This window comes from Paenibacillus macerans, from assembly GCF_050565405.1.
Classification (GTDB): Bacteria; Bacillota; Bacilli; order Paenibacillales; family Paenibacillaceae; genus Fontibacillus; species Fontibacillus macerans_B.
This window is the reverse complement of sequence record NZ_JBNYYG010000062.1, coordinates 1-23113: the sequence shown is the minus strand read 5'-3', so window position 1 is coordinate 23113 and position 23113 is coordinate 1. Positions and strand designations below refer to the sequence as shown.

The 23113-nt window shown below is 54.8% G+C and carries 26 protein-coding genes and 1 riboswitch; of the genes, 7 read left to right on the top strand and 19 right to left on the bottom strand.

What is annotated here, in order from left to right; all coding sequences use genetic code 11:
* Positions 1–185: 185 nt before the first annotated feature.
* From ACQ4N8_RS24035 to ACQ4N8_RS24020, 4 genes are all read left to right on the top strand, one after another.
* Entirely contained in the window at positions 186–599 is a 414-nt protein-coding gene (locus tag ACQ4N8_RS24035; protein WP_430706883.1) for a DUF4183 domain-containing protein, read from the top strand.
* A gap of 42 nt (positions 600–641) precedes the next feature.
* Positions 642–702, top strand: a riboswitch (Fluoride riboswitch).
* A gap of 43 nt (positions 703–745) precedes the next feature.
* Positions 746–1132, top strand: coding sequence for a fluoride efflux transporter CrcB (crcB, locus tag ACQ4N8_RS24030; RefSeq protein ID WP_430706882.1), 387 nt, complete (start codon positions 746–748; stop codon positions 1130–1132).
* Positions 1129–1497, top strand: a complete 369-nt coding sequence (crcB, locus tag ACQ4N8_RS24025) for a fluoride efflux transporter CrcB (RefSeq protein WP_430706881.1) — start codon at positions 1129–1131, stop codon at positions 1495–1497. The genes crcB (ACQ4N8_RS24030) and crcB (ACQ4N8_RS24025) overlap by 4 nt, the downstream gene beginning before the upstream one ends.
* Positions 1498–1596: 99 nt before the next feature.
* Positions 1597–2682: a hypothetical protein gene (locus ACQ4N8_RS24020; protein WP_430706880.1), complete on the top strand. Its 1086-nt coding sequence runs from the start codon at positions 1597–1599 to the stop codon at positions 2680–2682.
* Between the two features lie 59 nt (positions 2683–2741).
* Here ACQ4N8_RS24020 and rpoD read toward each other — a convergent pair whose 3' ends face one another.
* The 3 genes from rpoD to ACQ4N8_RS24005 all read right to left on the bottom strand — a co-directional run bounded on the left by rpoD (position 2742) and on the right by ACQ4N8_RS24005 (position 4790).
* Positions 2742–3635, bottom strand: a complete 894-nt coding sequence (gene rpoD / locus ACQ4N8_RS24015; RefSeq protein ID WP_430706879.1) for an RNA polymerase sigma factor RpoD — start codon at positions 3633–3635, stop codon at positions 2742–2744.
* Between the two features lie 255 nt (positions 3636–3890).
* Positions 3891–4529, bottom strand: coding sequence for a DsbA family oxidoreductase (locus ACQ4N8_RS24010; protein ID WP_430706878.1), 639 nt, complete (start codon positions 4527–4529; stop codon positions 3891–3893).
* Between the two features lie 105 nt (positions 4530–4634).
* Positions 4635–4790 carry a hypothetical protein gene (locus ACQ4N8_RS24005; RefSeq protein WP_430706877.1) on the bottom strand — a complete coding sequence of 52 codons (156 nt, stop codon included), beginning with the start codon at positions 4788–4790 and terminating at the stop codon, positions 4635–4637.
* A 204-nt stretch (positions 4791–4994) separates the two neighbouring features.
* On the opposite strand from ACQ4N8_RS24005, the gene ACQ4N8_RS24000 reads away from it, so the two are divergent.
* Positions 4995–5690, top strand: a complete 696-nt coding sequence (locus tag ACQ4N8_RS24000) for a metal-dependent hydrolase (protein WP_430706876.1) — start codon at positions 4995–4997, stop codon at positions 5688–5690.
* A gap of 99 nt (positions 5691–5789) precedes the next feature.
* Here the strand turns inward: ACQ4N8_RS24000 and ACQ4N8_RS23995 are convergent, their stop codons facing one another.
* The 5 genes from ACQ4N8_RS23995 to ACQ4N8_RS23975 all read right to left on the bottom strand — a co-directional run bounded on the left by ACQ4N8_RS23995 (position 5790) and on the right by ACQ4N8_RS23975 (position 9592).
* Positions 5790–7028, bottom strand: coding sequence for an MFS transporter (locus ACQ4N8_RS23995; RefSeq protein ID WP_430706875.1), 1239 nt, complete (start codon positions 7026–7028; stop codon positions 5790–5792).
* 70 nt (positions 7029–7098) lie between these two features.
* Positions 7099–7707, bottom strand: a complete 609-nt coding sequence (locus ACQ4N8_RS23990; RefSeq protein ID WP_430706874.1) for a TVP38/TMEM64 family protein — start codon at positions 7705–7707, stop codon at positions 7099–7101.
* Positions 7708–7738: 31 nt separating this feature from the next.
* Positions 7739–8251, bottom strand: a complete 513-nt coding sequence (locus ACQ4N8_RS23985) for an N-acetyltransferase family protein (RefSeq protein WP_430706873.1) — start codon at positions 8249–8251, stop codon at positions 7739–7741.
* A 110-nt stretch (positions 8252–8361) separates the two neighbouring features.
* Positions 8362–8664: an antibiotic biosynthesis monooxygenase family protein gene (locus tag ACQ4N8_RS23980; protein ID WP_430706872.1), complete on the bottom strand. Its 303-nt coding sequence runs from the start codon at positions 8662–8664 to the stop codon at positions 8362–8364.
* Entirely contained in the window at positions 8654–9592 is a 939-nt protein-coding gene (locus tag ACQ4N8_RS23975; protein ID WP_430706871.1) for an NAD(P)/FAD-dependent oxidoreductase, read from the bottom strand. The genes ACQ4N8_RS23980 and ACQ4N8_RS23975 overlap by 11 nt, the downstream gene beginning before the upstream one ends.
* 104 nt (positions 9593–9696) lie before the next feature.
* Here ACQ4N8_RS23975 and ACQ4N8_RS23970 point away from each other — a divergent pair, with 104 nt between their 5' ends.
* Entirely contained in the window at positions 9697–10056 is a 360-nt protein-coding gene (locus ACQ4N8_RS23970; RefSeq protein ID WP_430706870.1) for a DUF2512 family protein, read from the top strand.
* 82 nt (positions 10057–10138) lie between these two features.
* Here the strand turns inward: ACQ4N8_RS23970 and ACQ4N8_RS23965 are convergent, their stop codons facing one another.
* The 8 genes from ACQ4N8_RS23965 to ACQ4N8_RS23930 form a co-directional block, all read right to left on the bottom strand.
* Entirely contained in the window at positions 10139–10936 is a 798-nt protein-coding gene (locus ACQ4N8_RS23965; protein ID WP_430706869.1) for an ABC transporter ATP-binding protein, read from the bottom strand.
* Entirely contained in the window at positions 10936–11853 is a 918-nt protein-coding gene (locus ACQ4N8_RS23960; RefSeq protein WP_430706868.1) for an ABC transporter permease, read from the bottom strand. The genes ACQ4N8_RS23965 and ACQ4N8_RS23960 overlap by 1 nt, the downstream gene beginning before the upstream one ends.
* A 36-nt stretch (positions 11854–11889) precedes the next feature.
* Positions 11890–12969, bottom strand: coding sequence for an ABC transporter substrate-binding protein (locus tag ACQ4N8_RS23955; RefSeq protein ID WP_430706867.1), 1080 nt, complete (start codon positions 12967–12969; stop codon positions 11890–11892).
* A gap of 299 nt (positions 12970–13268) precedes the next feature.
* The gene (locus ACQ4N8_RS23950) at positions 13269–13772 is read right to left on the bottom strand and encodes a metallophosphoesterase family protein (RefSeq protein ID WP_430706866.1); all 504 of its coding nucleotides are present in this window, start codon (positions 13770–13772) and stop codon (positions 13269–13271) included.
* A gap of 5 nt (positions 13773–13777) precedes the next feature.
* Positions 13778–13900: a hypothetical protein gene (locus tag ACQ4N8_RS23945; RefSeq protein ID WP_430706865.1), complete on the bottom strand. Its 123-nt coding sequence runs from the start codon at positions 13898–13900 to the stop codon at positions 13778–13780.
* 121 nt (positions 13901–14021) lie between these two features.
* Positions 14022–15716, bottom strand: coding sequence for a glycoside hydrolase family 13 protein (locus ACQ4N8_RS23940; RefSeq protein ID WP_430706864.1), 1695 nt, complete (start codon positions 15714–15716; stop codon positions 14022–14024).
* Positions 15717–15824: 108 nt separating this feature from the next.
* Positions 15825–16754 carry a hypothetical protein gene (locus tag ACQ4N8_RS23935; protein WP_430706863.1) on the bottom strand — a complete coding sequence of 310 codons (930 nt, stop codon included), beginning with the start codon at positions 16752–16754 and terminating at the stop codon, positions 15825–15827.
* An 86-nt stretch (positions 16755–16840) separates the two neighbouring features.
* Positions 16841–17773: a Gfo/Idh/MocA family protein gene (locus tag ACQ4N8_RS23930; protein WP_430706862.1), complete on the bottom strand. Its 933-nt coding sequence runs from the start codon at positions 17771–17773 to the stop codon at positions 16841–16843.
* A 428-nt stretch (positions 17774–18201) separates the two neighbouring features.
* On the opposite strand from ACQ4N8_RS23930, the gene chrA reads away from it, so the two are divergent.
* The gene (chrA, locus tag ACQ4N8_RS23925) at positions 18202–19440 is read left to right on the top strand and encodes a chromate efflux transporter (protein ID WP_430706894.1); all 1239 of its coding nucleotides are present in this window, start codon (positions 18202–18204) and stop codon (positions 19438–19440) included.
* 42 nt (positions 19441–19482) lie between these two features.
* On the opposite strand, the gene ACQ4N8_RS23920 is transcribed toward chrA, so the two are convergent.
* From ACQ4N8_RS23920 to ACQ4N8_RS23910, 3 genes are all read right to left on the bottom strand, one after another.
* Entirely contained in the window at positions 19483–20232 is a 750-nt protein-coding gene (locus tag ACQ4N8_RS23920) for an SDR family NAD(P)-dependent oxidoreductase (protein ID WP_430706861.1), read from the bottom strand.
* A 96-nt stretch (positions 20233–20328) separates the two neighbouring features.
* Positions 20329–21939, bottom strand: coding sequence for a serine hydrolase domain-containing protein (locus ACQ4N8_RS23915; RefSeq protein WP_430706860.1), 1611 nt, complete (start codon positions 21937–21939; stop codon positions 20329–20331).
* A 258-nt stretch (positions 21940–22197) separates the two neighbouring features.
* The gene (locus ACQ4N8_RS23910; protein WP_430706859.1) at positions 22198–22596 is read right to left on the bottom strand and encodes a hypothetical protein; all 399 of its coding nucleotides are present in this window, start codon (positions 22594–22596) and stop codon (positions 22198–22200) included.
* Positions 22597–23113 lie beyond the last annotated feature (517 nt).

Below are 23113 nucleotides of genomic sequence, written 5' to 3'. Positions count from 1 at the left end.
AAAATTCGTTGCATTATCATATGTCCCCCCGTTTAAAGGCGGAATAGACGAATGTCCCCTGCTTGCCGTGCGAAAGAAAATATATCATTTACCAAGGAATAATGCCGTTTCTATTAGCGAAGCTACTTCATTTACTATCATGTATCGAATCTCTCGATAACATCAAAGAAAAGGAGATGAACCAAATGCCAGTAATTAAACCCGTATATACCGCCGTTTCTACTGCCCCTGTAGCCTCGGGCGGGGTCGTAACCACTACGATAACGCCTGCAGTGACCCGGTATTTCACCACGGTTACGGCCGCGATGATCGGAGCAACGGACACGACGATTCCCGCCGCTAGCTTTGTCGATGACGCGGATGCCGCGATTACCGATTTGCCGACCTTAACCGGAAGCGATTATTTTAACGTTTACATCAACGGTGTGATCCAGCAGGAATCTCTTTCGACCCTGACAACGGCCAGCCTGGTGCTGGACACGGTCGATGTCGGCGAAGGCATTCCCGTACAGTTGGAAGTTGGAAGCTTTACCGGCGTTGCATCGACGATTACGACTCCGCAGACCATTTCCGCGCCAACGATTACGATCTTCACTTAAACCGTATTGACTAAACTCGTCCGATCACATAAAATGGTGCCAGTGCAATAAGGCGATGGAGTTCGCCTGAACCGCTCTTTGAGCTGATGACTCCTACCAGTATCCACTGGTAGGAGTCTATCTATTTTTTGGAGGTCGATCCCTTAATGAATGTGTTTGCCCTTATTCTCGGCGGATTTTTAGGCACTGCGCTGCGCTATGAATTGAGCCTGTGGATACCGGCCGCCGGATCTTTCCCGCTGCCCACCTTCCTGATCAATTTAGCCGGCTGCTTGTTTCTCGGCTGGTTTTTTACCATGGCGGCCAAATGGCCCATTCGACCGGAGGTGCGGCTCGGCGTCGGCACGGGATTTACCGGCGCGTTTACGACATTCTCCACCTTTACGGTGCAAACCGTGGATGCCGTACATAGCCATCATCCCTTCACCGCGCTCGCCTACGTCCTCGCCAGCGTCATCGGGGGGCTCCTTATGGCCGGAGCCGGCGTTGCCCTAGGCCGCATAAACCGGAAGAAAGCAGGTGAATCCGCATGATCGCCATCGTAGGCCTCGGAGGCGTGTTGGGTACGCTGCTGCGCTACTATCTGGGCCAGTGGATCAGTAGCCGCACCGCCAAAACCGGCACCCGGTTCCCTTGGGGAACATGGATTATCAACCTTACCGGTTCCTTGCTTCTCGGCGCATTAACGGCGCTGCACGCGGAGCAAGCGATTTCCGAATGGAGCTGGCTTCTGCTCGGCACGGGTTTTTGCGGAGCTTATACGACTTTTTCGACGTTTGGTTACGAGACTGTCACTTTGATAGGAAACGGGCATAAACGGCAGGCTGCCGTTTATGTGCTGTCTTCCGCCTCCCTTGGACTCTTATGCGCGTGGCTGGGAATGCGGATCATCGGCTAATTTCCCCTATCCCGACTCATGCCCAAAATGCAATCCCCCGCCCTGGCCGCTGCATAGGATAAAGCAAATCCGCGAATATGCGAGAAAAGGTGATTCGGTTTGGCCAGTTTTCGTAAAGCTTATTTGCTAAAGCAGCGTATTGCCGGAACCATGCTGAAAAAAAGAGGGATCCATGGCGTAGGCGTCGGCTTGCATGATCCCAAACGTCCGGGCAAAGGAGCTGCGATCATCGTTTATGCCGACGCCCTCTCCACGACCGCCGGCAAGAGAAAAGGCGGAAAAAACCGCCGCACCGCCTTGCCTCGTTATCTGAAGCCCCGGGCCGGCGTACCGATCCGCATCGTCAAGTCCCCGCGTTTTTGCAAAAGGGGTACCCACGGCGGCAAATTCACCGGACGCATCCGTCCGGTCGTCGCCGGCTACAGCGTCGGTACGTTCGATTCGTCCGGCACCGCGGGACTGGTCGTGAGCGACGGCGCTTGCGGCAGCAGCAGGCTAATTTTGAGCAATAACCACGTGCTGGTGAATAACAACACCCGCCGCTTCTCCGCAACGTTCCAGCCCGGCGGGGCCGACGGCGGCACTCCCGCCAGAGACCGGATCGGGCAGGTGGACCGGTTTGTCCGGCTCAGCCGAACGCGCCCCAATTATTTGGATGCGGCCACGTCCAAACCACTAAAGCGTTCCCTGCTCAAACCGGCTTATGCCGTGTTTGGCGTCGTTCCCGGACATGTCCGCTCCTATAAGGTGGGCGACAGGTTCAAAAAGGTCGGCCGCACGACCGGCTCCGTTACCGGTACGGTGGAATCGATCCATACGGACGTCCAGGTCGATTACGGCGATTACGGCAACCTGGGTACGATTACCTTCAAGGACCAAAGCGTCATCCGCGGGAAACGCCCGGTTTCGCTCGAAGGGGACTCGGGCTCCGTTTGGTTGACCCTCAAGGGCAACCTGGCGGCAGCGGTCAATTTTGCCGGTTCGGAGAACGGGTTGCTGTCCATTTCCTATCCGGTCGACTGGTTTATGCAGGTGTTTGGAGCCCGGGTGGCCAAACCCGGCTCGGGACGGATGATTCGCCCGCAAAGAGGCAAGGGCGGCAAGTATCAATGCATCCGCCCGCTCACCTCGAAGGTGCTGGCAAAGCTTCGTCCCATCCGGTCAGTCTCCCGCCCCCAACGCTAATCCCCAGACCTAGACAAAAAAGCTCCCTAAGGAATCGTCCTTAGAGAGCTTTCCGTTTTTTATTCCATAAAATCCTTCAACCGTTTGCTGCGGCTCGGATGTCTCAGCTTACGCAACGCCTTGGCTTCGATCTGGCGAATCCGTTCCCGGGTTACGCCGAATTCCTTGCCGACCTCTTCAAGCGTGCGCGTGCGTCCGTCATCCATGCCGAAACGCAGCCGCAATACGTTCTCCTCGCGTTCGGTCAGCGTGTCGAGCACTTCCTCCAGTTGCTCTTTGAGCAGCTCGTAAGCGGCTGCTTCCGCAGGTGCAGGAGCATCGTGATCCTCAATGAAATCGCCCAGGTTCGAGTCGTTCTCTTCCCCGATCGGGGTTTCCAGCGAAACGGGCTCCTGTGCGATCTTCATGATTTCGCGGACCTTATCCGGCGTAAGCTCCATTTCCTTGGCAATTTCCTCCGGCGTTGGTTCCCGTCCGATTTCCTGCAGCAGCTGTCTGGAGATGCGGATCAGCTTGTTGATCGTCTCCACCATATGCACCGGAATCCGGATCGTTCTGGCCTGGTCGGCAATCGCCCGGGTAATCGCTTGGCGAATCCACCAGGTTGCATACGTGCTGAATTTGAAACCCTTGGAATAATCGAATTTCTCCACGGCCTTGATGAGGCCCATATTGCCTTCCTGGATGAGGTCCAGAAACACCATGCCGCGGCCGACGTAACGGCGGGCGATACTGACGACGAGGCGCAGGTTGGCCTCGGCCAAACGCCGTTTGGCTTCTTCATCCCCGTTTTCGATCCGCTGGGCAAGCTGGATTTCCTCTTCGGCGGACAACAGAGGCACCCGACCGATTTCCTTCAAATACATCCGGACCGGGTCATCAATTTTTATCCCTGGCGGCAACGTCAGGTCGTCGGTATACTCCATCTCATTATGCTTCAAGTCCTCTGTCATCTTTCAGACCCCCACCCTAAAAAATGAAAATTGCGAAAAACGCTCTATATCTCTAAAACCGGTTAACCATTTGACAAATCATTGGTATTATGCTATTATTGAGGAGATTATTGCGTGAATGCAATGTGATTGGCTATCCGTCATTTTACCATAGGATATGAAGTAATACAAGTTTTATTTTATAATCATGGAAATGAGACGCTGACCCTTTGAGGATCAGCGTTTTTTTGTGCTGCTTTATGCTTTCGACACGACTTAGGCCTGATCCTCCCAAGCCCGCTGCAGCGCGCCTTGAAAAATTTCCAGCGGCTGCGCGCCGGAAACTGCGTATTTCCCCCGCATCACGACAAACGGCACGCCGCGGATGCCCAGTCTTCTCGCTTCGCTCTCGTCCTCGCGGACCTGTTCGGCGTAGGCATCCTGCGCCAATGCATTCCGGACCTCCGTACCGCTTAGACCAACCTCCTCGGCCAACCGAAGCAAGGTATCCAAGTCACCGATATGTAATGAGTCCGTAAAATAGGCTCGGAACAAACGCTCCGTCATCTCTTTCGCTTTGCCTTGTTCGCCTGCGTAATGCGCCAGCCGGTGGGCATCAAACGTATTCGTCGGAATAATCGTATCAAAGTTGTAAGTGAGTCCTTCCGCTTTCGCTTGCGCCGCCACATTCTGATTCGATTCCTGCGCTTGCTGAAGACTGAGACCGTATTTCACCGCCAAGAGTTCATGAATGCTCGATTCGGTACTCTTCGGCGCCCCTGGATCCAGTTCAAAGCTGCGGTACACCACTTGCACTCCGTCCCGATGTTCAAAGGATTCCAACGCTTTTTCCAGGCGGCGTTTGCCGATGTAACAAAACGGACATCCAAAATCCGACCATACTTCGATTTTCATGTCTATCTCCTCCTTACCCTAAGCCATTAAGTCAAAGACCCAATCTCCATATTAACGTTACCTTCCTTCGGAATCAACGTCTTTCACGTCCGATGTGCGATTTTCCTATCGGATGAGCCCCCATTCCCGCGCTTGTTCTTCGGTAAGAATGAATTGCTCCCGCTCCCACACATCTTCTTCGTCCGTTAATCCGAACTCGGTCTGGACTTTGGGCCAAACGCCCTTTTCCACGGCTTCCATTTGCGTAATGATAATTTTCACTGGGTCGTCCTTTCCGCAAAACAACTATTTTTTTTAGATTTCCCCCAAGTCGTAAACTTCAACCCTTCGGCGCAAATGAGCCACTCCCAAATCATATGGCAAATTCAAGCTTTTATGCAGGCCCCCCATCGCCCCAATGTGACTTGCCGGCACTCGGCGGCTATAATAGACAAGAAGGAACTCTTTTCCAGAGAGGGGATAACGATGAAAATCACTTATTTGGGACACTCCTGCATTCTTGTGCAAACGGGAAAACATCAGCTGATCATCGACCCGTTCCTTACGGGGAATCCGGCAGCCGGAGCGGCGGCGGACGAGATCAAGGCCGATTATGTCCTTCTTACGCACGGGCATTCCGATCATATCGCGGATGCGGAAAGCATCGCCAGACGGAACAACGCCCCGATTCTGGCGATCGTCGAGCTGGCGGATTATTTTGCCGCGGCCGGGCTGCAAACCGTAGGGATGAACCTGGGCGGCTCGCGGCAATTCCCGTTCGGCAAGTTGAAATGGGTTCCGGCGCTTCACAGCGCTTCGGTCAACCGGGACGGCATCAGCCTGTATCTTGGCGTGGCTGCGGGCATCCTCCTGGAGATCGATGGTTATACCCTGTATCATGCCGGAGATACCGCGTTGTTTAGCGACATGAAGCTGGTGGGCAGCCGCCGTCCGGTCGATTTGGCGCTGCTTCCGATCGGCGACCATTTCACCATGGGGCCGGAGGATGCCCTGACGGCTGCGGAATGGATCGGTGCCAAACACGTCGTCCCGGTACATTACAATACGTTTGACGCGATTGCCCAGGATGGAGAGCGGTTTATGTCCGAATTGAGACGCAGCGGCATTCAGGGACATGCATTGAAACCTGGAGAACACCTGGAGACCGCGGACTTGACGTAACCCCGCCCTGAATCGTAAAAACACCGAAAAGGCCTTTGGTCCGTATCCGCAAGGGATACGGCCAGAGGCCTTTATGGCATACATCCAATCCTTCTGTGCCTAGTCGGCGAGTTCTTTCCCCTTCGTTTCCGTACCCAGCCGGAACACCGCCAGCGCCCCGATCAGGATCGTCACGAAAAACATCCAGAAAATCCCCCCGATGGCCACCTCCCGGGCAACGAGCATGCCGACCAAATAAGGGGCGATGATCCCGCCGATCCGCCCGAATGAAGCGGCCAGCCCCACGCCCGTCGATCGGACCTTCGTCGGGTACAGTTCCGGGGTATAGGCATACATTCCGCCCCACGCCCCCAGGTTAAAGAAAGATAAACAAATCCCGGCAGCCAGCAGCATGCCTTCGCTCGTTGCGTTGCCGAACCATGCGGCGCTAACCGCAGTCATCAGCAAATAGAGCACCAGCACGAATTTCCGGCCGAATTTCTCGATGAAGTAAGCCGCTGTAAAATAACCCGGCAGCTGCGCCAAGGTCATGATCAGCACGTATTCGAAGCTCTTCACCAGGCTGAAGCCTTTGAGCACCATGACGGACGGCAGCCATAAGAACATGCCGTAATACGAAAAGACAACGGTAAACCACAGGATCCACAGCATAATGGTCGAGCGCCGGTGCGGCGCTGCCCACACGGACATGAAGCGCTCGCGGAACGAAGGCCCCTTCCCTTTGCGGCTCATGGCCTGTTCCTTAAATCGGACCGGATCCTGTATCGCTTTACGCAAGTACAGCGCGTAAAGCGCCGGTACGGCTCCGATCAGGAAAGCGGCCTGCCATCCGTAGTCCGGAATGACGAAATACGAGATCAAAGCGGATGCGATCCAGCCGGCGGCCCAGAAGCTTTCCAGCAGCACGACCGCCCTGCCCCGTTCCTTGGCCGGCACCGATTCGGACACCAGCGTCGAAGCGACCGGCAGCTCTCCCCCCAAGCCGAAACCGGCGATAAAGCGCAGTACGCACAGGATGCCGAAACTCGTTGCCGCGGCGGACAAGCCGCTCGCGACCGAGAAGATCAGCAGCGTCCACAGCAGCACGGATTTGCGGCCGAACTTGTCCGCCATATAACCGGCGATCGCCGCGCCGAAGGCCATCCCGACCGAATTGATGGCGGTGAAGAGCCCGGTCTGCTGCGGGGTCAAGCTCCACTCGACCGCCAACGCGGCCGCGATAAACGAAATAATGCCGACATCCATCGCGTCGAACATCCAGCTGAGTCCGGCGCTAAACAACAGCTTACGCTGTTTGGGAGCGGCATTTGCAGTTACAGAATGATCACGATCTTTCAAACCGATCGCCCCCTATCCAAGTGGCTTCTCTTTATAGCTTTTCCAATTCAGGGTCCGATCCATGCGATAGCTAGGTCATCATCCCCCGGTCTTTTTTCGTCATGTTGCGGTTCCTCACGAAGAAGACGATGCCCAATACCAGCAGGAATCCCGCGTAGGAAAAAATCAACTCTCTTAAATCCATACCCGGAAAAACGATCGGGGCGCTCAAAATGCCGAACAGCCAAATGCTGGACAAATTGCCGACCAAATTGGACCATACATACGAAGCGGGCTTTAAATCGGATACCGCCGACATGAAGGAAATGAGATTGTTGGGCATGATCGGCACCGTACGGAGAAAAATGACGGCCCACACCCCGTAACGGTCCAACCCTTTTTGCCATTTCTCGTACTTTTTCAGTTTGTTCATCCATTTGCGGTTAAACCAGCCGGTAAAAAAATACCGGCACAACAGGTAGACGATCAGCCCCGCCGCCGTTCCGGCGATCCAACTGGCCAATAGGCCGTTCATTATGCCAAGCAGGGATATATGCAGCATCACCAGCGTGGCAAAAGGAAAAAAGCCGAATATGCCTTGAACTACGGCCAGCGGAATCGTCAATAACAGGATGGAATACCCGCTCAGTTGGGTCGTTTCTAAAAACCAATCGGTGATTTGCTTGATCCACTCGTTCAATATAGGTTTTCTCCATTCAAAATCATGATCGTTAGGCTTCTACCCGCTTGCCCAAAATGACGAGATCCCGCTCTACCCCGTCCAAATTGGCGACCCGGGGCATGTGGGCCCATTTCTCGAAGCCGAATTTGCCAAGCAGCGCAAGGCTGGGTTCATTATGCGCAAAGACGAAGCCAAGCAGGGTTTTCACCTGAATATCCGGGCAGGCCGAAATGGCTTTGTTCAGTAATATCCCGCCGATTCCCCGTGTACGGTAAGCTTCCGAGATGTAAATGCTAATCTCCGCGGTGGCGTTATAGGCGGGCCGCCCGTAAAAGGATTGGAAGCTGAGCCAAGCGATGACCTGGCCGTCAGAGCGCATCACCCATAACGGGCGGAACTCCGGGGAATGCTCGTCAAACCATTTCCGGCGGCTTTCCACAGCGACCGGTTCCAAGTCCGCCGTCACCATCCGGCCGGCTATCGTTTCGTTGTAAATCTCGACGATCGCCGGCAAATCCTCTAATCCTGCATCTTCAATCGTATATTCGAAGTCGACTGTCATATGTAATATCTCACGATCCTTGAATAATTTTGTTGTACAGCTTAATCACGCTGAAATGCATGCCTTCGTGATACGTCGTAAAATTGAGCAATTGGCCTCCTAAATCCGTTTTAATCGGTCTCGTGCTTAATATGAACATAATGCTCCACGGTCGGAAACGGATCGTAAAAATGATGCAATAAGGCCTTCCACTCCTGATAATCGGGGGATTGCCTGAATCCGACTTCATGCGCGGTAATCGATTGCCACTTGACGAGCAGGATGTACTTATTCTCCGTTTCCACGCATTTGTGGAGCTCGTGCTCGAGGTAGCCGTCCATCCTGGCGATAATCTTGGACGCTTTGCGGAAATTGCTTTCGAATTCATTGATCATGCCGGGTTTGACCTGCAGCTGGGCCACTTCAAGAATCATCCTTTTCATCCCCTCCGTTCAACTGATTATAGCACGGACTTAGTTCTTTATGAATCCAAATTGCGGCAATCGAACCTTCGCCCATGGCTACGCTGACCTGCTCGGCATGCAGGCCGAGATCGCCGGCAACCCACACGCCGGGGACGTTTGTTTCCTTCGTGCGGGGATCGGCCTCCACATGACGATTGCCGCTGATATTGACGCCGAGCTGCGCCGCCAGCTCGGAGTGGACCTTATTCCCGCCAAAAGCGATAAACCCCCGTTCGGCGGGCAATTTCCGGCCGTCCTCCAGAACGACGCCCGAGATCATGCCTGCGGATTGCAGCACCTCGGCGATTTCGCCCTCTTCATACCGGATCCCGCGCTCCGCGATTTGCCGCTTCAGCGGCTGCGGAAATTCCGTCCGCTCATGGTTGATATACGTTACATCGCCGGTCCGTTCCGCCAAGACCAGCGCCATCTCGGCGCCCGCTCGGCCCGAGCCCATCAGCACCGTTTTGCGGTCCCGGATTTCATAACCGTCGCAATCGGGGCACACATACACGCTAAGTCCCAGCGTCGGCACGAGACCGGGAATGTCCGGGAATCGGTCCTGCAACCCGGTAGCGAGTAATACGGTTCTGCCGGCATACCGCTCCCCGCTTGACCCGGTGAAACGGAACCCGGTTTCTTGTTTTTCCGCCCGCGTCACTTTGTCCCGAATAAACTGAATCCCGTACGATTCCGCCTGCCGTCTCCCCCGGCTGCGCAGCTCCTCGCCCGAAATGCCGTCCGGATGGCCCAGCAGATTATGATATTGGCGGCAAAGCGTAGACCGGCCGTAACCGGAATCAATCACTACTACCTGATGTGCCGAGTAACGCCCCAACTGGATGGCCGCTTGCAACCCGGCGATACCGCCCCCAACGATAATGCAGTCGTAATTCATCGTATGTCCCACTTTCTTCGTCGTATGATGGTTCGTTACCTACATATTGCATAGCCGTAACCCTACCCGGGAAAAATATGCGGCAGGACAAGGAGGTGCATCGCATGAACAAGTTCATCGTCAAACTGCTGGGCAACGGGGTGATCATCGTCGCCATGCTGATGCTGTTAAGCAACGCTTCGCTCATATCCGCGTTATTGACAGCTTTAGCGTTATCCGTTCTCGCCTATTTATTCGGAGATTTATTTATCCTCCCCCGGACCAATAACGCCGCCGCTACCCTGACGGACGCGCTGCTCGTATTCGTATTCCTTTGGGCGATTGCCGCTAACGCGGAATGGACGCTCTCGTTCGGAGAAATGTTGGCCATCACCCTGGTCCTTGGCGTTTTCGAATACTTCTTCCACGGATGGTTGCTGCGGGACGGCATTCGTAACGACAGCAGCGTACGGGTACGCCGTTAACCGAGAGGAGCTCCAAGAAAAAGCGCGGGAAAAGGAGCATTCGTCTCCTTCACCCGCGCTTTTTTGTATTTTGGTATAATCCTTAACTGCCGAGCACCACGCGATCATCGGCCAGCTTGTGGCCGCTGATGCGCTCGAATTCGCCAAGCAGCCGCTCCATGGTCAAGTCATGTTTCTTCGATGCGTCCACGTCGAGAATGATGCGGCCGCCGTCCATCATAATCAGGCGGTTGCCGAGACGAATCGCCTGCTCCATGTTATGCGTGACCATCAGCGTGGTCAGGCGCAGCTCGCTGACGATCTCCTGCGTCAACCTCGTGACCAGCTCGGCGCGGGCCGGATCCAGCGCGGCGGTGTGCTCGTCGAGCAGCAAAATTTGCGGCTCGGTGAACGTCGCCATCAGCAGGCTAAGCGCCTGCCGCTCCCCGCCGGACAACGTGCCGACCTTGGCGCGTAGCCGGCTTTCGAGGCCGATGCCCAGACGGCTGAGCTGGTCCTGGAACATCGCCCGCCGCTTCGCGTTGACGCCGATGCGGAGGCCGCGCCGCTTGCCGCGGGAATAGGCCATCGCCAAATTCTCCTCGATCGACATATGCGGCGCTGTCCCGGCCATCGGATCCTGAAACACGCGGCCGATCCAGCGGCTCCGCTTGTATTCCGGGAGGTGGCCGATGTCGGTGCCCCCGATGCGGACCTCGCCGGCATCGGGTTTGATCACGCCGGAAATCATGTTCATCAACGTCGATTTGCCGGCCCCGTTGCTGCCGATGACGGTGACGAAGTCGCCCGGCGCCAGGTGCAGGTTCACGTCGATCAGCGCGATTTTCTCATCCGGTGAACCGGGATGGAACAGCTTGGATACGCGGGATAGCTGCAGCATCAGAGCCCACCTCCCACGCTTTTTTGCCCGGCCGCCAGAGACGTTATTTCCCCGGCCCGCTTGCGGGCAAGCTTCTTTTGCTTCCAGGTTCTTTGCACCGAAGGCAGCACCAGCGCGAAGAGAACGATCACGGCCGTAATCAGCTTCAAATCCGTTTGCTCCAACCAGTCGATCCGCAAGGCCAAAGCCACGACCGCCCGGTAGACGATCGAGCCGAGGACCGCCGCCAGCGTCGCCCAGAACACCGTTCGCGCCCCGAATATCGCTTCGCCGATAATTACGGAAGCGAGGCCGATCACGATCATCCCGATGCCGGACGTAATGTCGGCAAAACCGGACTGCTGGGCGATCAACGCCCCGGACAAAGCAACCAGGCCGTTGGATAAACTGAGCCCGACAATGATCGTAAAGTCCGTATGGGCGCCGAGGCTGCGGATCATCCGCTGGTTGTCGCCGGTCGCGCGAAGCGCCAGTCCCAACTCCGTACGGAAAAACAAGTCCAGCAGCAGCTTGACCGCAATCACGACGAACGGCATCAGAACCAACGGGGACAGGGAGGTGAACAGCGTAGTTTCACCCAGCAGTCCTACGTTCGGTTTGCCCATGATGCGCATATTGATCGAATATAACGCGATCATCATCAAGATCCCGGACAGCAATCCGTTGATGCGTCCTTTAGTATGAATAAGCCCGGTGAGCGCTCCGGCGATCAACCCGCCGAAAAAGGCGGCAGCGGTGGCGATCCAGGGGGAGATTCCCCCCGTGATCATGATCGCGGCGATCGCGCCGCCGGTCGTGAAGCTGCCGTCCACGGTCAAATCCGGAAAGTCCAGAATCCGGAAGGTAATGTAAACGCCAAGCGCCATGAGCGCGTATAGCAAGCCGGATTCCAATGCTCCGAGCAGCGAGTTCATCATGATGTGTACCTCCTCCAGGTTTGGAAGCTTCGCAGCCTATTCAATCAGATTGTTCTCCTTGTCGTTCACTTGCTCTTTCATCGCATCGGTCACTTCGATGCCTTGCTCGGCGGCCGCCTTCAAATTCAGGATCAAATCGAGCTTATCCGGAACCGTCACTTTCATATCCCCGACTTTTTTGCCGTTCTTCAGCACGTCGACGGCCATTTGCCCAACCTGGTACCCGTGGTCGTAATATTTGAAACCGACGGTAGCAAAAGCGCCGTGTTCCACTGTATCGCGGTCACTGGAGAAGAACGGCAGGTCGTTTTCGTTGGCGACCTGAATCACCGTACTGACGGCTTCCACGACCGTGTTGTCGAGCGTAATGTACAAGGCGTCCACGCGGCCGACCAGCGATTCCGCCGCTTGCTTCACTTCCGACGTATTGGTTACCGAAGCTTTGACGAGCTTGATGCCGTGCGCCTCAAGCGCTTTTTCCGCATGATCCGCCATAATGACGGCATTCGGCTCCCCTTGGTTCAGCACCAAACCAACCGATTTCACATCCTTGAAATTCGCCGCGACAAAATCCATCAGCTTCGTAATCGCTTCAGGGTTGGTGTCGGACGCGCCGGAGATATTACCGCCCGGTTTCTCCAAATTATCCACCAGCTTCGCATCGATCGGATCGGTTACCGCCGCAAACAAAATCGGCGAGTTTTTCACTTGCTGAGCCACGGCCTGTGCCGGAGGCGTAGCGATCGCCAACACCAGATCATATGTCTCGCCGGCGATTTTTTGCGCGATGGTCGTGTTGTTCGTCGGATCCCCTTGGGCATTGTTGTAATCAAGCTGCAGATTTTCGCCTTCCACGATGCCTGCGTCCTTCAGTGCCGCCAGGAAACCTTCCCGCGTCGCGTCGAGCGAAGGATGCTCCACGATTTGCGAAATGGCGACTTTGTAAGAATCTTTGGACGGTTCCGCGGCTTCCCCTGAATTTGCCGGGGCTGCTGCTTCGGTACCTCCGTTGTTTCCTCCATTCGCCGCATTGCCGGAACCGGCATTATTGCCGCCGCAGCCGGCGACGAGCAGCATCAACGATAATCCAAGAATCAATCCGAGCTTCTTCTTCATTTTTCTATTTCCCCTTTCTCTTTAATGGATAATGGCCCTACGCAATTTAAGCTGTAAAGCATGATCCTGTTAACGCTTTTATAGATAAAAGTAATGAAGCGTCCGTGGACATGCATACGCCTATACAGGACATGAAGTATTATTCCTATATTAAATGGTGGTCAATTATCCGTCAATAACAGGTTTAGGCACTTAGGGGCAAAGGCGAAGAAAAAGCCCGCTCATCCGCTGACGGGTTACCCCGGTCCGTGTGAACAGGCTCTTGCACTTTTTGAACACGCACTTATAGCCTAACGCGATCATTTTTTGTCCATATAAATATGTTTCGCCTGAAGCCCCTTCGCCGTGAACTCGATCAGGCCAAAACTGTATTTCGGTTCCCGCCGCTTGTCGGTCGGCGAACCCGGGTTAAACCACAGGACTCCCCCGTTTTCGCTGAGGTGCGGCTTATGGGAATGACCAAACAATACGGCGTCCACCGGCTTTCCGGCAAACACCCGCTGAGCGTTTTCGTGCGCGCCGTGGCCGCCGCCCGGCAAATGGCCGTGGGTTAATCCGAATCTCTTGCCACCCAGCTCCAGGATTTTATGCTGCCCAAACCGCCGGATGAGGTTGGCCGGGTCGTTATTGCCCGCGACCCCGTCCACCGGTGCCAGCGCGGCCAATTGCTCGTAAACGTCCATCGTGACCCAATCCCCGAGATGCAGGATCAGATCACAGGTTTTAAAGCTTTGCATCAGCTTGGGCGGCAACTCCGCCCCCCGGCGCGGCATATGCGTATCCGATACGACTCCGATGCGCATGGCCGCTACCTCGGCGCCGAGGCGGCCATCCGCACATACGTATGCCGCCGCCCGCGGATGGCGATTGATAACGCCTTGTGGTCTATCTGCCGGAAATCCGAGGCCCGGCAGTCCAATATCCCTTCCATGCCTCCACCCCTAATCATCAAAGTTATTCCGTTTGTGGAACCAATCTTTTTTCCAGTGTAGCACGCCGCACGACCGACGACTATTCGCGTTTTTCGATTGTACCGGAGCCGAACCGGCGGGTTAGGTCCGCTGCAGGTAAACCCTGGCTTCATAGGGGCGAAGCTGCACTCGGTGGAGGTCCTCCTGAATCCGGGGCTCGTAATTGGAAATCAGCAGCTCGATGTCCTTCGGTTTCATCTCCTCTTCCGGCCATTCGAACACCGGCTCGCCGGCAAAGAAATTCAATATCACCAGCAGACGGCTCTGCCCCAGCGTTCGGGTAAAGGCATAAACTTCCGGATGGTCGGGCAGCAAGAGACGATACTCGCCGTATACGATGACTGCATGCCTTTTCCGCAGCTGGATCAACCGCTTGTAATAGTGGTAGATGGATTCCGGGTCTTGGATCGCGCCCTCGACGTTGATCCGCTTGTGATTGGCGTTCACCCGGATCCAAGGGGTTCCGGTGGTGAAACCGGCTTGCGGGCCGGCTTCCCATTGCATCGGAGTGCGGGCGTTGTCGCGGCTCTTCAGCCGGATCGCCCGCATGATCTCGGCCTCCGGCACGCCGACAAGCCGCTGTTCCTCATAGAAGTTGTGCGTCTCCACGTCGCGGTAATCGCCGATCGTTCTGAAGTCGGCGTTGGTCATGCCGATTTCTTCCCCCTGGTAAATATACGGCGTCCCTTCCAGCATATGAAGGAAGGTGGCCAGCATTTTGGCCGACGGCACGCGATAGGCCTCCGCATCGTTCCCGAAACGGGAAACCGATCTCGGCTGGTCGTGGTTGCACCAATAATTGGCGTTCCATCCCCTGCCGTGCAGTACCGTTTGCCAGCGGGTCATCACCTGCTTCAGTTCCGTCAGCTTCCAGGGAACGACATCCCATTTGCCGCTGCCCGCCGAGCCGGCGTCGAGGAACATATGCTCAAATTGAAACGTCATGTTGAGCTCGCGGCGGTCGTCCCCCACGTAGTCCAGCGCCTGCTCGGGTCCTAACCCGGAAGTTTCGCCCACGGTCATGATGTCGTAGTAGTACAACACGTTATCGTATAGGTTCTGCAGCAGCGTATGTACGTCATCGAGATTGGAAAACAGCTCGTAAGCCCGGACCGTCGGCGCCTGGTTCGGATTGTCCGCGTCCGGAAGCCCGGCAGCCTTGACGATATGCGCGACGGCATCGAAGCGGAAACCGTCCACGCCTTTTTTGAGCCACCACTGGACCATGTCGTGCAATTCGCGGATCACCGCGGGATTTTCCCAATTGAGGTCGGGCTGATGTTTGGAATACAAGTGCAGGTAGTACTCTCCGGTACTTTCGTCGTACTCCCATACGGAGCCGCTGAAATACGATTCCCAATTGTTCGGCGGGCCGCCGTTTTTGCCTTTCCGCCAAATATAATAGTCCCGCTTGGGATGATCCGCGGACTGCCGCGATTCCAGGAACCAGGGATGCTCGTCGGAAGTGTGGTTGAGCACCAGATCCATCATCAGCTTCATTCCCCGCGCGTGCAGCCCTTCCAGTAGCTCGTCGAAATCCTCCATCGTGCCGAACTCGGGATCGATGTTGCAGTAGTCGCTAATGTCATAACCGTTGTCATGCCCCGGCGATTTGTAGATCGGACACACCCAAACCACGTCGACGCCGAGGTCCTGCAAATAATCGAGCTTGGAAAGGATGCCGCGCAGGTCCCCAACCCCGTCCCCATTCGAATCCTTGAAGCTGATCGGATATATTTGGTACACGACGCTTTCCTTCCACCATGTCCGCTTCATGTCCGCCCGCCCTTTCTCTTTTTCCTATAGCTATTTGCACCGGGACGCATTTGTATTACAAAACAAGCCCAGGAACCTCTAGTTCCTGAGCCTGTCTTGCGTGTGACGCTAGGAATACAGCTCCACCGTCTGCACGTATTTGCGATGTACTTCCGCCCGTTCCGATTCAAGCTTGCGTTTGGCGGACTCCAGACCGCGCTGCACTTCGTTGACCGCCGCGCTATTGGCGCGGACCTGATCCAAACTGTCGTTGATCTGTCCCTGTACCAGCCAATCGGAGACCAGCCCATCGAAAAAATAATCCGAAAACTTCAAAAATCCGCCGATTTCCAAGTTGTCCGGACCGTTCGTCCCGACGTCCCGGAGCTCCCGTTCAAAACGCTGCAAACTTTGCCGGGCCGTGTGGATGTGGCTCATCGCCTCGTCAATCCGCCCGTGTTTGATATGCGTCGACAACATCCCGCCGCCGAGCATGTCGTACGTTCCCCAATTTTTGGCGGAATGGAGATCCTCTTCGGCCGCGCTTAAATCGCTTTGCGCCGACTGCCCGGCGCGCAGCGCTTCGTCGACCTCCTTCAACTGCACGGTCAGGACCGCCTCGCGTTCGGCCAACTCCCGCAGCTCCCCGTTCTCCTGCAGGATTTGCCGTTCCTTGGCCTGAAAGGCGCGCTCGTAGTCGTTTTCCCAGGACCCGACTTCCAGCAGCTTCCGTTCCAGATCGGCGATCTGCCGCTCTATGTCGCGAACCGCCGCGTCGGCCGCGTCATATTTCACTTTCGCCTCCAGCACTTCCCGCTGCTCCCGCTCCAGCTTCTCCGCCTTGTTGCCGAGCAGGGTGGCCAGCAGATTGGAAAGCGACATAGCCGACAGTTTGCGGACATCCTCTTCCTCCGCGGCCAACTTGACCTGCCAGCGTTGCCGCTCCTCCTTCAAACCGGTCAGTTCCTGCCGAAGGTCCTTCAGGCGGCGATCCAATTTCTCCTGATTCCGGCCTTGCTCCTTGAGTTCCGTCATACGTGCGTTTAAATCCTCGAACAAGCTTAATTCCTCCTTCACCGCCGGGACAGCCGTCCGGCTTGAGTGGTTTCGCTATCCCGTTCTACGTTGTTCGAGACGGTAATGTTTCAGAGTGGCCGATCCCAAGCCAAAGCCCCGTTCGCCTCGGCGCTGTTCACGATTTCCTCGCACAGCCGGTGGGATTCCAGGGCATCCTGGAGCGAGATCGACGGCGCCTTTCGTTCGCGCGCGCAGGTCATGAAATGATCGATAATTTGCACGAAACCCCGCCGGTACAACACCGGATCCCAGTCCTTGAAGGTCGACAGCTTCGCTTCGCCTCCAGTAAAATGTTCGGTCGTGTTGAGCCCGTCCACCCGCCATTTGTTGCCGGGGCTCATCACCTCGAGGATTTCGTCGTTAGCCCCCGAATCCCGGTTCATGATCCCGATGCAGGTGAAGCCGTCCCCTTCCAGTTGAAGCGTGACATGATGCAGCTTCCCGTCCTGGACGCGGGTCGAGACGCGGAAATCCTTGATTTCTCCCGGCGCCAAAAACCGCAGGGTATCGACCACGTGAATATAATCGTCCAACACGAAGCGGCGGGCAAATTCCGGCGAAGGGGTACGGTTCTTTTGCAGCAGCACCAGCCGGCGGTCCGGCTGCTCTTTCAGCGCGGCGTTCATCGGGGCAAACCGGCGGTTAAAGCCCGTCATCAGCAGCACGCCTGTATGTTCTGCCAGCTCGCTCAACCGCTTGGACTCCTCATAGTGGTAAGCGATCGGTTTATCCACGTAGACGTGGATTCCGTTATGGATGAGCTGCTCCAGGATGGCCGGATGGGACTCCGTTGCCGAATGGATGAACGTCGCGTCCACGCCGGTGGCGATCAGTTCCTCGACGCTGCCCGCCGTTTCCGGGATGCGGTATTTTGCCGCCAAGCGCGATAGAGTGTCTTGATTTCTCGTACTGAAAACGAGGTCGATATCTTCCCTCGCCGTAATGACCGGCAAATACGCTTTTTGCGCGATATCGCCCAGTCCGATGATTCCGATGCGCATGATTCTAACCTCCTGAAAATAGTGTAAATAGCATTGTACTGTCAAATTTCCCGTTTTATTGTGTCATAGGAAAGAGAGGATGTAAAATTATCGAGATTCCCTAAATCAAACACCATAATTCAACTCTCATTTGGCTGTTCGACGAGCACTTTTGTACGATTTTTCATACAAAATCCCTGTATCTGGCAGATACACGAGTGCTTTTGTACGATTTTCCATGCATAATCTCTGGCACTCAATGCCGTGGTATCTTTAATCACCGGCCAAACTGATTGCCGTCCGTAAGTGTCGGGTACGTAAGAGGTTCGCGATCAAAAAACAATTCGGTCACATACTTACGCTCCGTTTACAATGGAATGATATATTAAAGAGAAACGCCTTCGGGCAGTTACATACGAAAGGAGCTCTCCTGCTTGAATTCTAAAAAAATGGCCCATACTTCTACGGAACAACCGACTGGGAGCCGGTTCCGCCGCACCTTCGAGATCTTCGCCGTCTCCGCCAAGCTGGGATTGACCTCCTTTGGCGGACCGATTGCGCACCTCGGTTATTTCCATGAGGAGTACGTCATAAAACGCAAGTGGATCGGCGAGCAAAAATATGCCGAGCTGGTCGCACTGTGCCAATTCCTGCCGGGGCCGGCCAGCAGCCAGGTGGGCATGGGGATCGGCCTGTACCGCGGTGGTTTGGCCGGCGCTTTCGTGGCCTGGGCCGGGTTCACGTTGCCTTCCGCCTTGTTGCTCGTGCTGTTCGCCCTGCTGCTGCAGGGAACGGATCTCGCCGGCAGCGGCTGGCTGCATGGCCTGAAGCTCACGGCGGTCGCCATCGTCGCCCAGGCGGTGTGGAGCATGGGCGTGAAGCTGGCCGCCGGGCGCAGCCGGGCCACGATTGCCGCCTTGGCCGCTGCCTGCACCCTGTTATGGCCAAGCGGCCTGACGCAAGTGCTGATTATCGCGACATTGGCGCTGGTCGGCTTGGGGCTGTACCGCAGTTCGGACGCGGCGCCCGCAACAACGAAGGATCAGCCGGCTTTCGAGGAAGCCGCAGCCGACATCCGCATCGGCCGGCGCTGGGCCGTCGCGAGTCTGGCCGCCTTCTTCGGATTGCTAGCGCTATTGCCGCTGCTCAGCCGGTGGTGGCCAAACCTCGGCCTGCAGCTGTTCGACGTCTTCTACAGGGCGGGTTCGCTCGTGTTCGGCGGCGGCCATGTCGTGCTGCCGCTGCTGCAAAGCGAAGTCGTCCCCCGCGGCTGGATCGGCGAAGCCGATTTCCTGTCCGGATATGGTGCGGCCCAGGCCGTTCCGGGTCCGTTGTTTACGTTCGGCTCCTATCTCGGGGCGTCCATCAACGGCATTTCCGGCGCCGTTCTGGCGACGATCGCGATCTTTCTGCCGGCGTTCTTTCTGGTCGTCGGGGTACTCCCGTTTTGGCACCGCCTGCGCGGCATCCCTAAGGTCCAAAACGCCCTGCAAGGCGTAAACGCCGCGGTCGTGGGCATTTTGCTGGCCGCCTTGTACGATCCGATCTGGATCTCTTCGGTGCAGCAAACCGGCGATTTCATCGTCGCGTTGCTGTTATTCGCCATGCTGATGTTCTGGAAGCTGCCTCCCTGGGTTGTGGTCCTAGCCGGCGCCGCAGGCGGGGTGCTGCTCGGTTGGATCGGATAACACTGCGTATCAACCGAGGCTGCCCCCGCTTGTCGTAGCTCCTTATGGCTCGTATATCATGTTGCGCGTCATCCCGCCGTCGACCACCAAATGCGCGCCGGTCACGAACGTATTGTCCGGGTGGGTCAAATACAGGCAGGCCCGGGCGATATCCGCCGGAGTCCCCACCCGTCCCGCCGGATGCTGCCGGTGGTCGATTTCGCGCAGCGCGCCGTAATCCCCGGTTTCGATCCACCCCGGGCTGACGCAGTTGACGCGAATGCCGTCATGGCCCAGCGATACGGCCAGCGCATGCGTGATCGAAAGAATCGCGCCTTTGGAAGCGGCGTAAGCTTCCGAATTCGGTTCGGACATGATCGACCGCGTCGAGGAAACGTTGACGATGGCGCCGCCCCGGGCTTGCTTTTTCATGCGCTTGGCCGCCTCGCGGGAGGCCAGAAACGTGCTGCGGACGTTCGTGTTCAGCACGTCGTCCCATTCGTCCACCGTCAGTTCGTAAGGCGATTTAAACCGCGATACCCCCGCATTATTGATCAAAATATCGACCCGTCCCAGCTCGCGCTCGGCCGTCTCCACCAAACGAACGATATCCGCTTCCTTCCGCACGTCGCAGGACACAAACCGCGCTTGGCCGCCGGCTTGGATGATCGCTTCCGCCGCTTGCCGGCCGGTCTCCTCGTTCACCTCCGCCAGTACGACGAAGGCGCCCTCCTTCGCATAAGCCTCGGCCACCCCGCGGCCGATGCCTTGCCCCGCTCCCGTTACGATCACCGTCATTTTCGAAAAAGACATCCGCATTCCTCCCCTTATCTTCCCGGGCCGACTCGCGTTCGATCATGGCCTGCTTGCCAGTGATGTTCTCGATCAAACGAACGATGCCGCCGATAGTCATATCCCCGTCCGAACAGGCGTTAAGCGGCCTCGTGATCCCCGCATCCCCAAGCCAGGCCAAAAACTTCGCCGTCTCCGCCGATGTAATGAAAGGGTTCGCCGCTTCCGGGTTGGGCACGGGATGTGACAACTGTTTTTGATGCGGGCCAATATAATTGATAACACGCAGCTAATAGCAGCAAGGCCCATGCACAACAATACTGAATAGGACATCCATACGCTAATCATACCGTAATTGTAGTTCAATAGATAAGGCCAGATCACCACCAATACTAACAGCAGCATTCTAATGAGCAGTGTAATACGAGCCCCGATCCTTTTCCTGCGTCTATCTTTCTCATCTATTATGTTTTGGTTTTCCCCTACGGATAGTTTAATTACCTTAAGAGTAATGCCAATAGCGGCTAACAGGACTAAGAACGATGATACCAAATCAATTATTATGTAACTATCCTCATATTTATAGGTGTGCATAGAATTCCCATTCATTTGCTCATACCTATTTTGAGCAATCAGCGAGGGGGCCGTTGAGTTCAAATTGGCCAACACGAATACCGCCTCCTGCCGCTCTAAGTCGATAATAACCTGAGAAGAATAATTCGGGTTACTTCCGCTATGACTAATCACCCGTTTGACCGGATCATTGTTCCATCCGAAGGAATAGTATTGGTTCTTAGCTTCATATCCGACTGTTGGGATGTCAACCTCATGAGATAGATGAATTGCATTTTTCAGATTATCCGGTACATCGCTTATTCCCATCTGAGCATTGATCCAGTGCTCCAAATCCTTGATATTTGTTACCAAATATCCCGCAGCAATATTCCCATAATATCTGGGAGCATTATATGCTATGCTTTTTCCAAAAAACACGCGATAGCCTTGGGTAAGCTGGTCCGGCTTCTTTTCCTGTCCTGTTGAAAAATAGCTGTCTGTCATCCCCAGCGGAATCAGTATGTGCTCAGTCACATAATCCTGATAGCTTATGCCTGTAACATGTTCAATAATCATTGCTAAAATATCATAATTAACAGTCGCATACTGATATTTGGTCCCTGGACTTGTATCTAGCGCAATGTTTGAAATTTTATGTATGGTTGTTCCAAGCATTTCCTCAGTAGTACCTTCAGGAATTAACCTGATGCTCCATGGCGGTATACCGCTTGTATGAGCCAACAGTTGGTTAATCGTTATCTTAGTCTTCTCTCCCTTGTAGGTTGGCGCAAACCATGGAAGATAATCTGAAATATAATCGGAATAAGCCAATACTCCCTCTTCTTTTAACAAAATAATAGCCAGAGCCGTAAATGCCTTAGTGGTCGAGCCCAATTCAAAGTCTGATTCCTCTGTGACCGGCTTTTCCTGTTCCGCATTCGCGTAGCCATATACCTTAAATTCTGTCTTGCCCTGCTTGGATGATACGATACCTACTCCTGGAGTCGCTGTTTTGTCCATTATGGATTCCACCATGTTTTGTTCATTATCATAATTCCCTGTTGCAAATAAAGTTCCAATTTCATGCCAACAAGCAACAGTAGTGATGAACACGATCAGCAGGATTACACTTCCTGTAGCCATAATTTCTTTTTTCCTAATTATCTTTTTCATTGTCCTTCTCCTTTGGATTCGCACATCAAGTTCAAAGGCCCCTGTTCTCAAAACACAGTGCTCTTCTTAAATTAGACGTTCGATCCATCCAACTCACTGCAAATATACATCTTGCTTCCAAATCAAAAAACTCCTGCCAAAACTCAGCAGAAGAATCATAAAAAATTGATTCACACGAACATCTCACCACCGTCACAGCCGCCCATCACAAGTATTTTTGCCATTCCCATCTCCTCCTTCTTCTCTCGCATTTTCCGGTCAACGGGTGGTGAACATGCTTTTCATCAAAGACAATGCACTCAACAAGCCGAAGAAAAACAACTGCGGATCCTTGACGATTTCGTAGTATTTCACGATATAAATCTGTTTCACGTAAATCGTGACAATCGGATAAATCAAAAGCAGGAAACTGGGCAAAAAAACGAACGCAAACAGCGGCCGGTGAAATTTCCGCCGGTTCGGAAACCCGTTCAGGAAGCTCAAATAAAGCCCAAAAGCCAAACCATACACGATATCGCCGATCAAGCCGTATTCGATTTTATACAAGGTTTGGGTTTTGTGATTCATCATATCGGTAAATTGGTTTCCGTAATACATCAGAACCAAGGCCCCGATGATCCAAACGAAGTAATAAAAATAACCTTTTGAATTCTTCATGCGACCTACTCTCCCCGTAATTGAATATCAACTAAAGACATTCAAATTTTACCACGAAACGAAGGAAGGGCGCAGGAAGTTTTTGTTGACGGGGTAAGATGATGGGTCACGGAAAGGGTACGCAAAAGGCCTGCGCAGAAAAACTGCAGGTTGTTATGTCTCGGTGCGAGTGCTGTGTTGCGTGGTTAGGCTGTGGGACGAGTATATTCAGTTGGCGTCTTGTCGGATCTTACGGACGAAATCGGAGCAGGGTTCGTGTCTTGTTGTCTCTGCATTGCCGCTTTGCACCATTATCCCTTTCGTTAAGGGAATCAGGATCGGGGGCTAAGAGAAGTGAAGCAGGCAAACCGGACGGGAGATTAAAGACAAGGCGCGGTGGAAACGAAAAGACCGTGATTCGGCTTTGATTTTGCTGCCCACTTCCGACTGCGGTGGGTCTGTCAAGATTTTTGTGTAAACTCATGATAAGGAAATCCCCCGAGGGGGATTTTGTGGCTTAACGCAAATGGTTACCCAC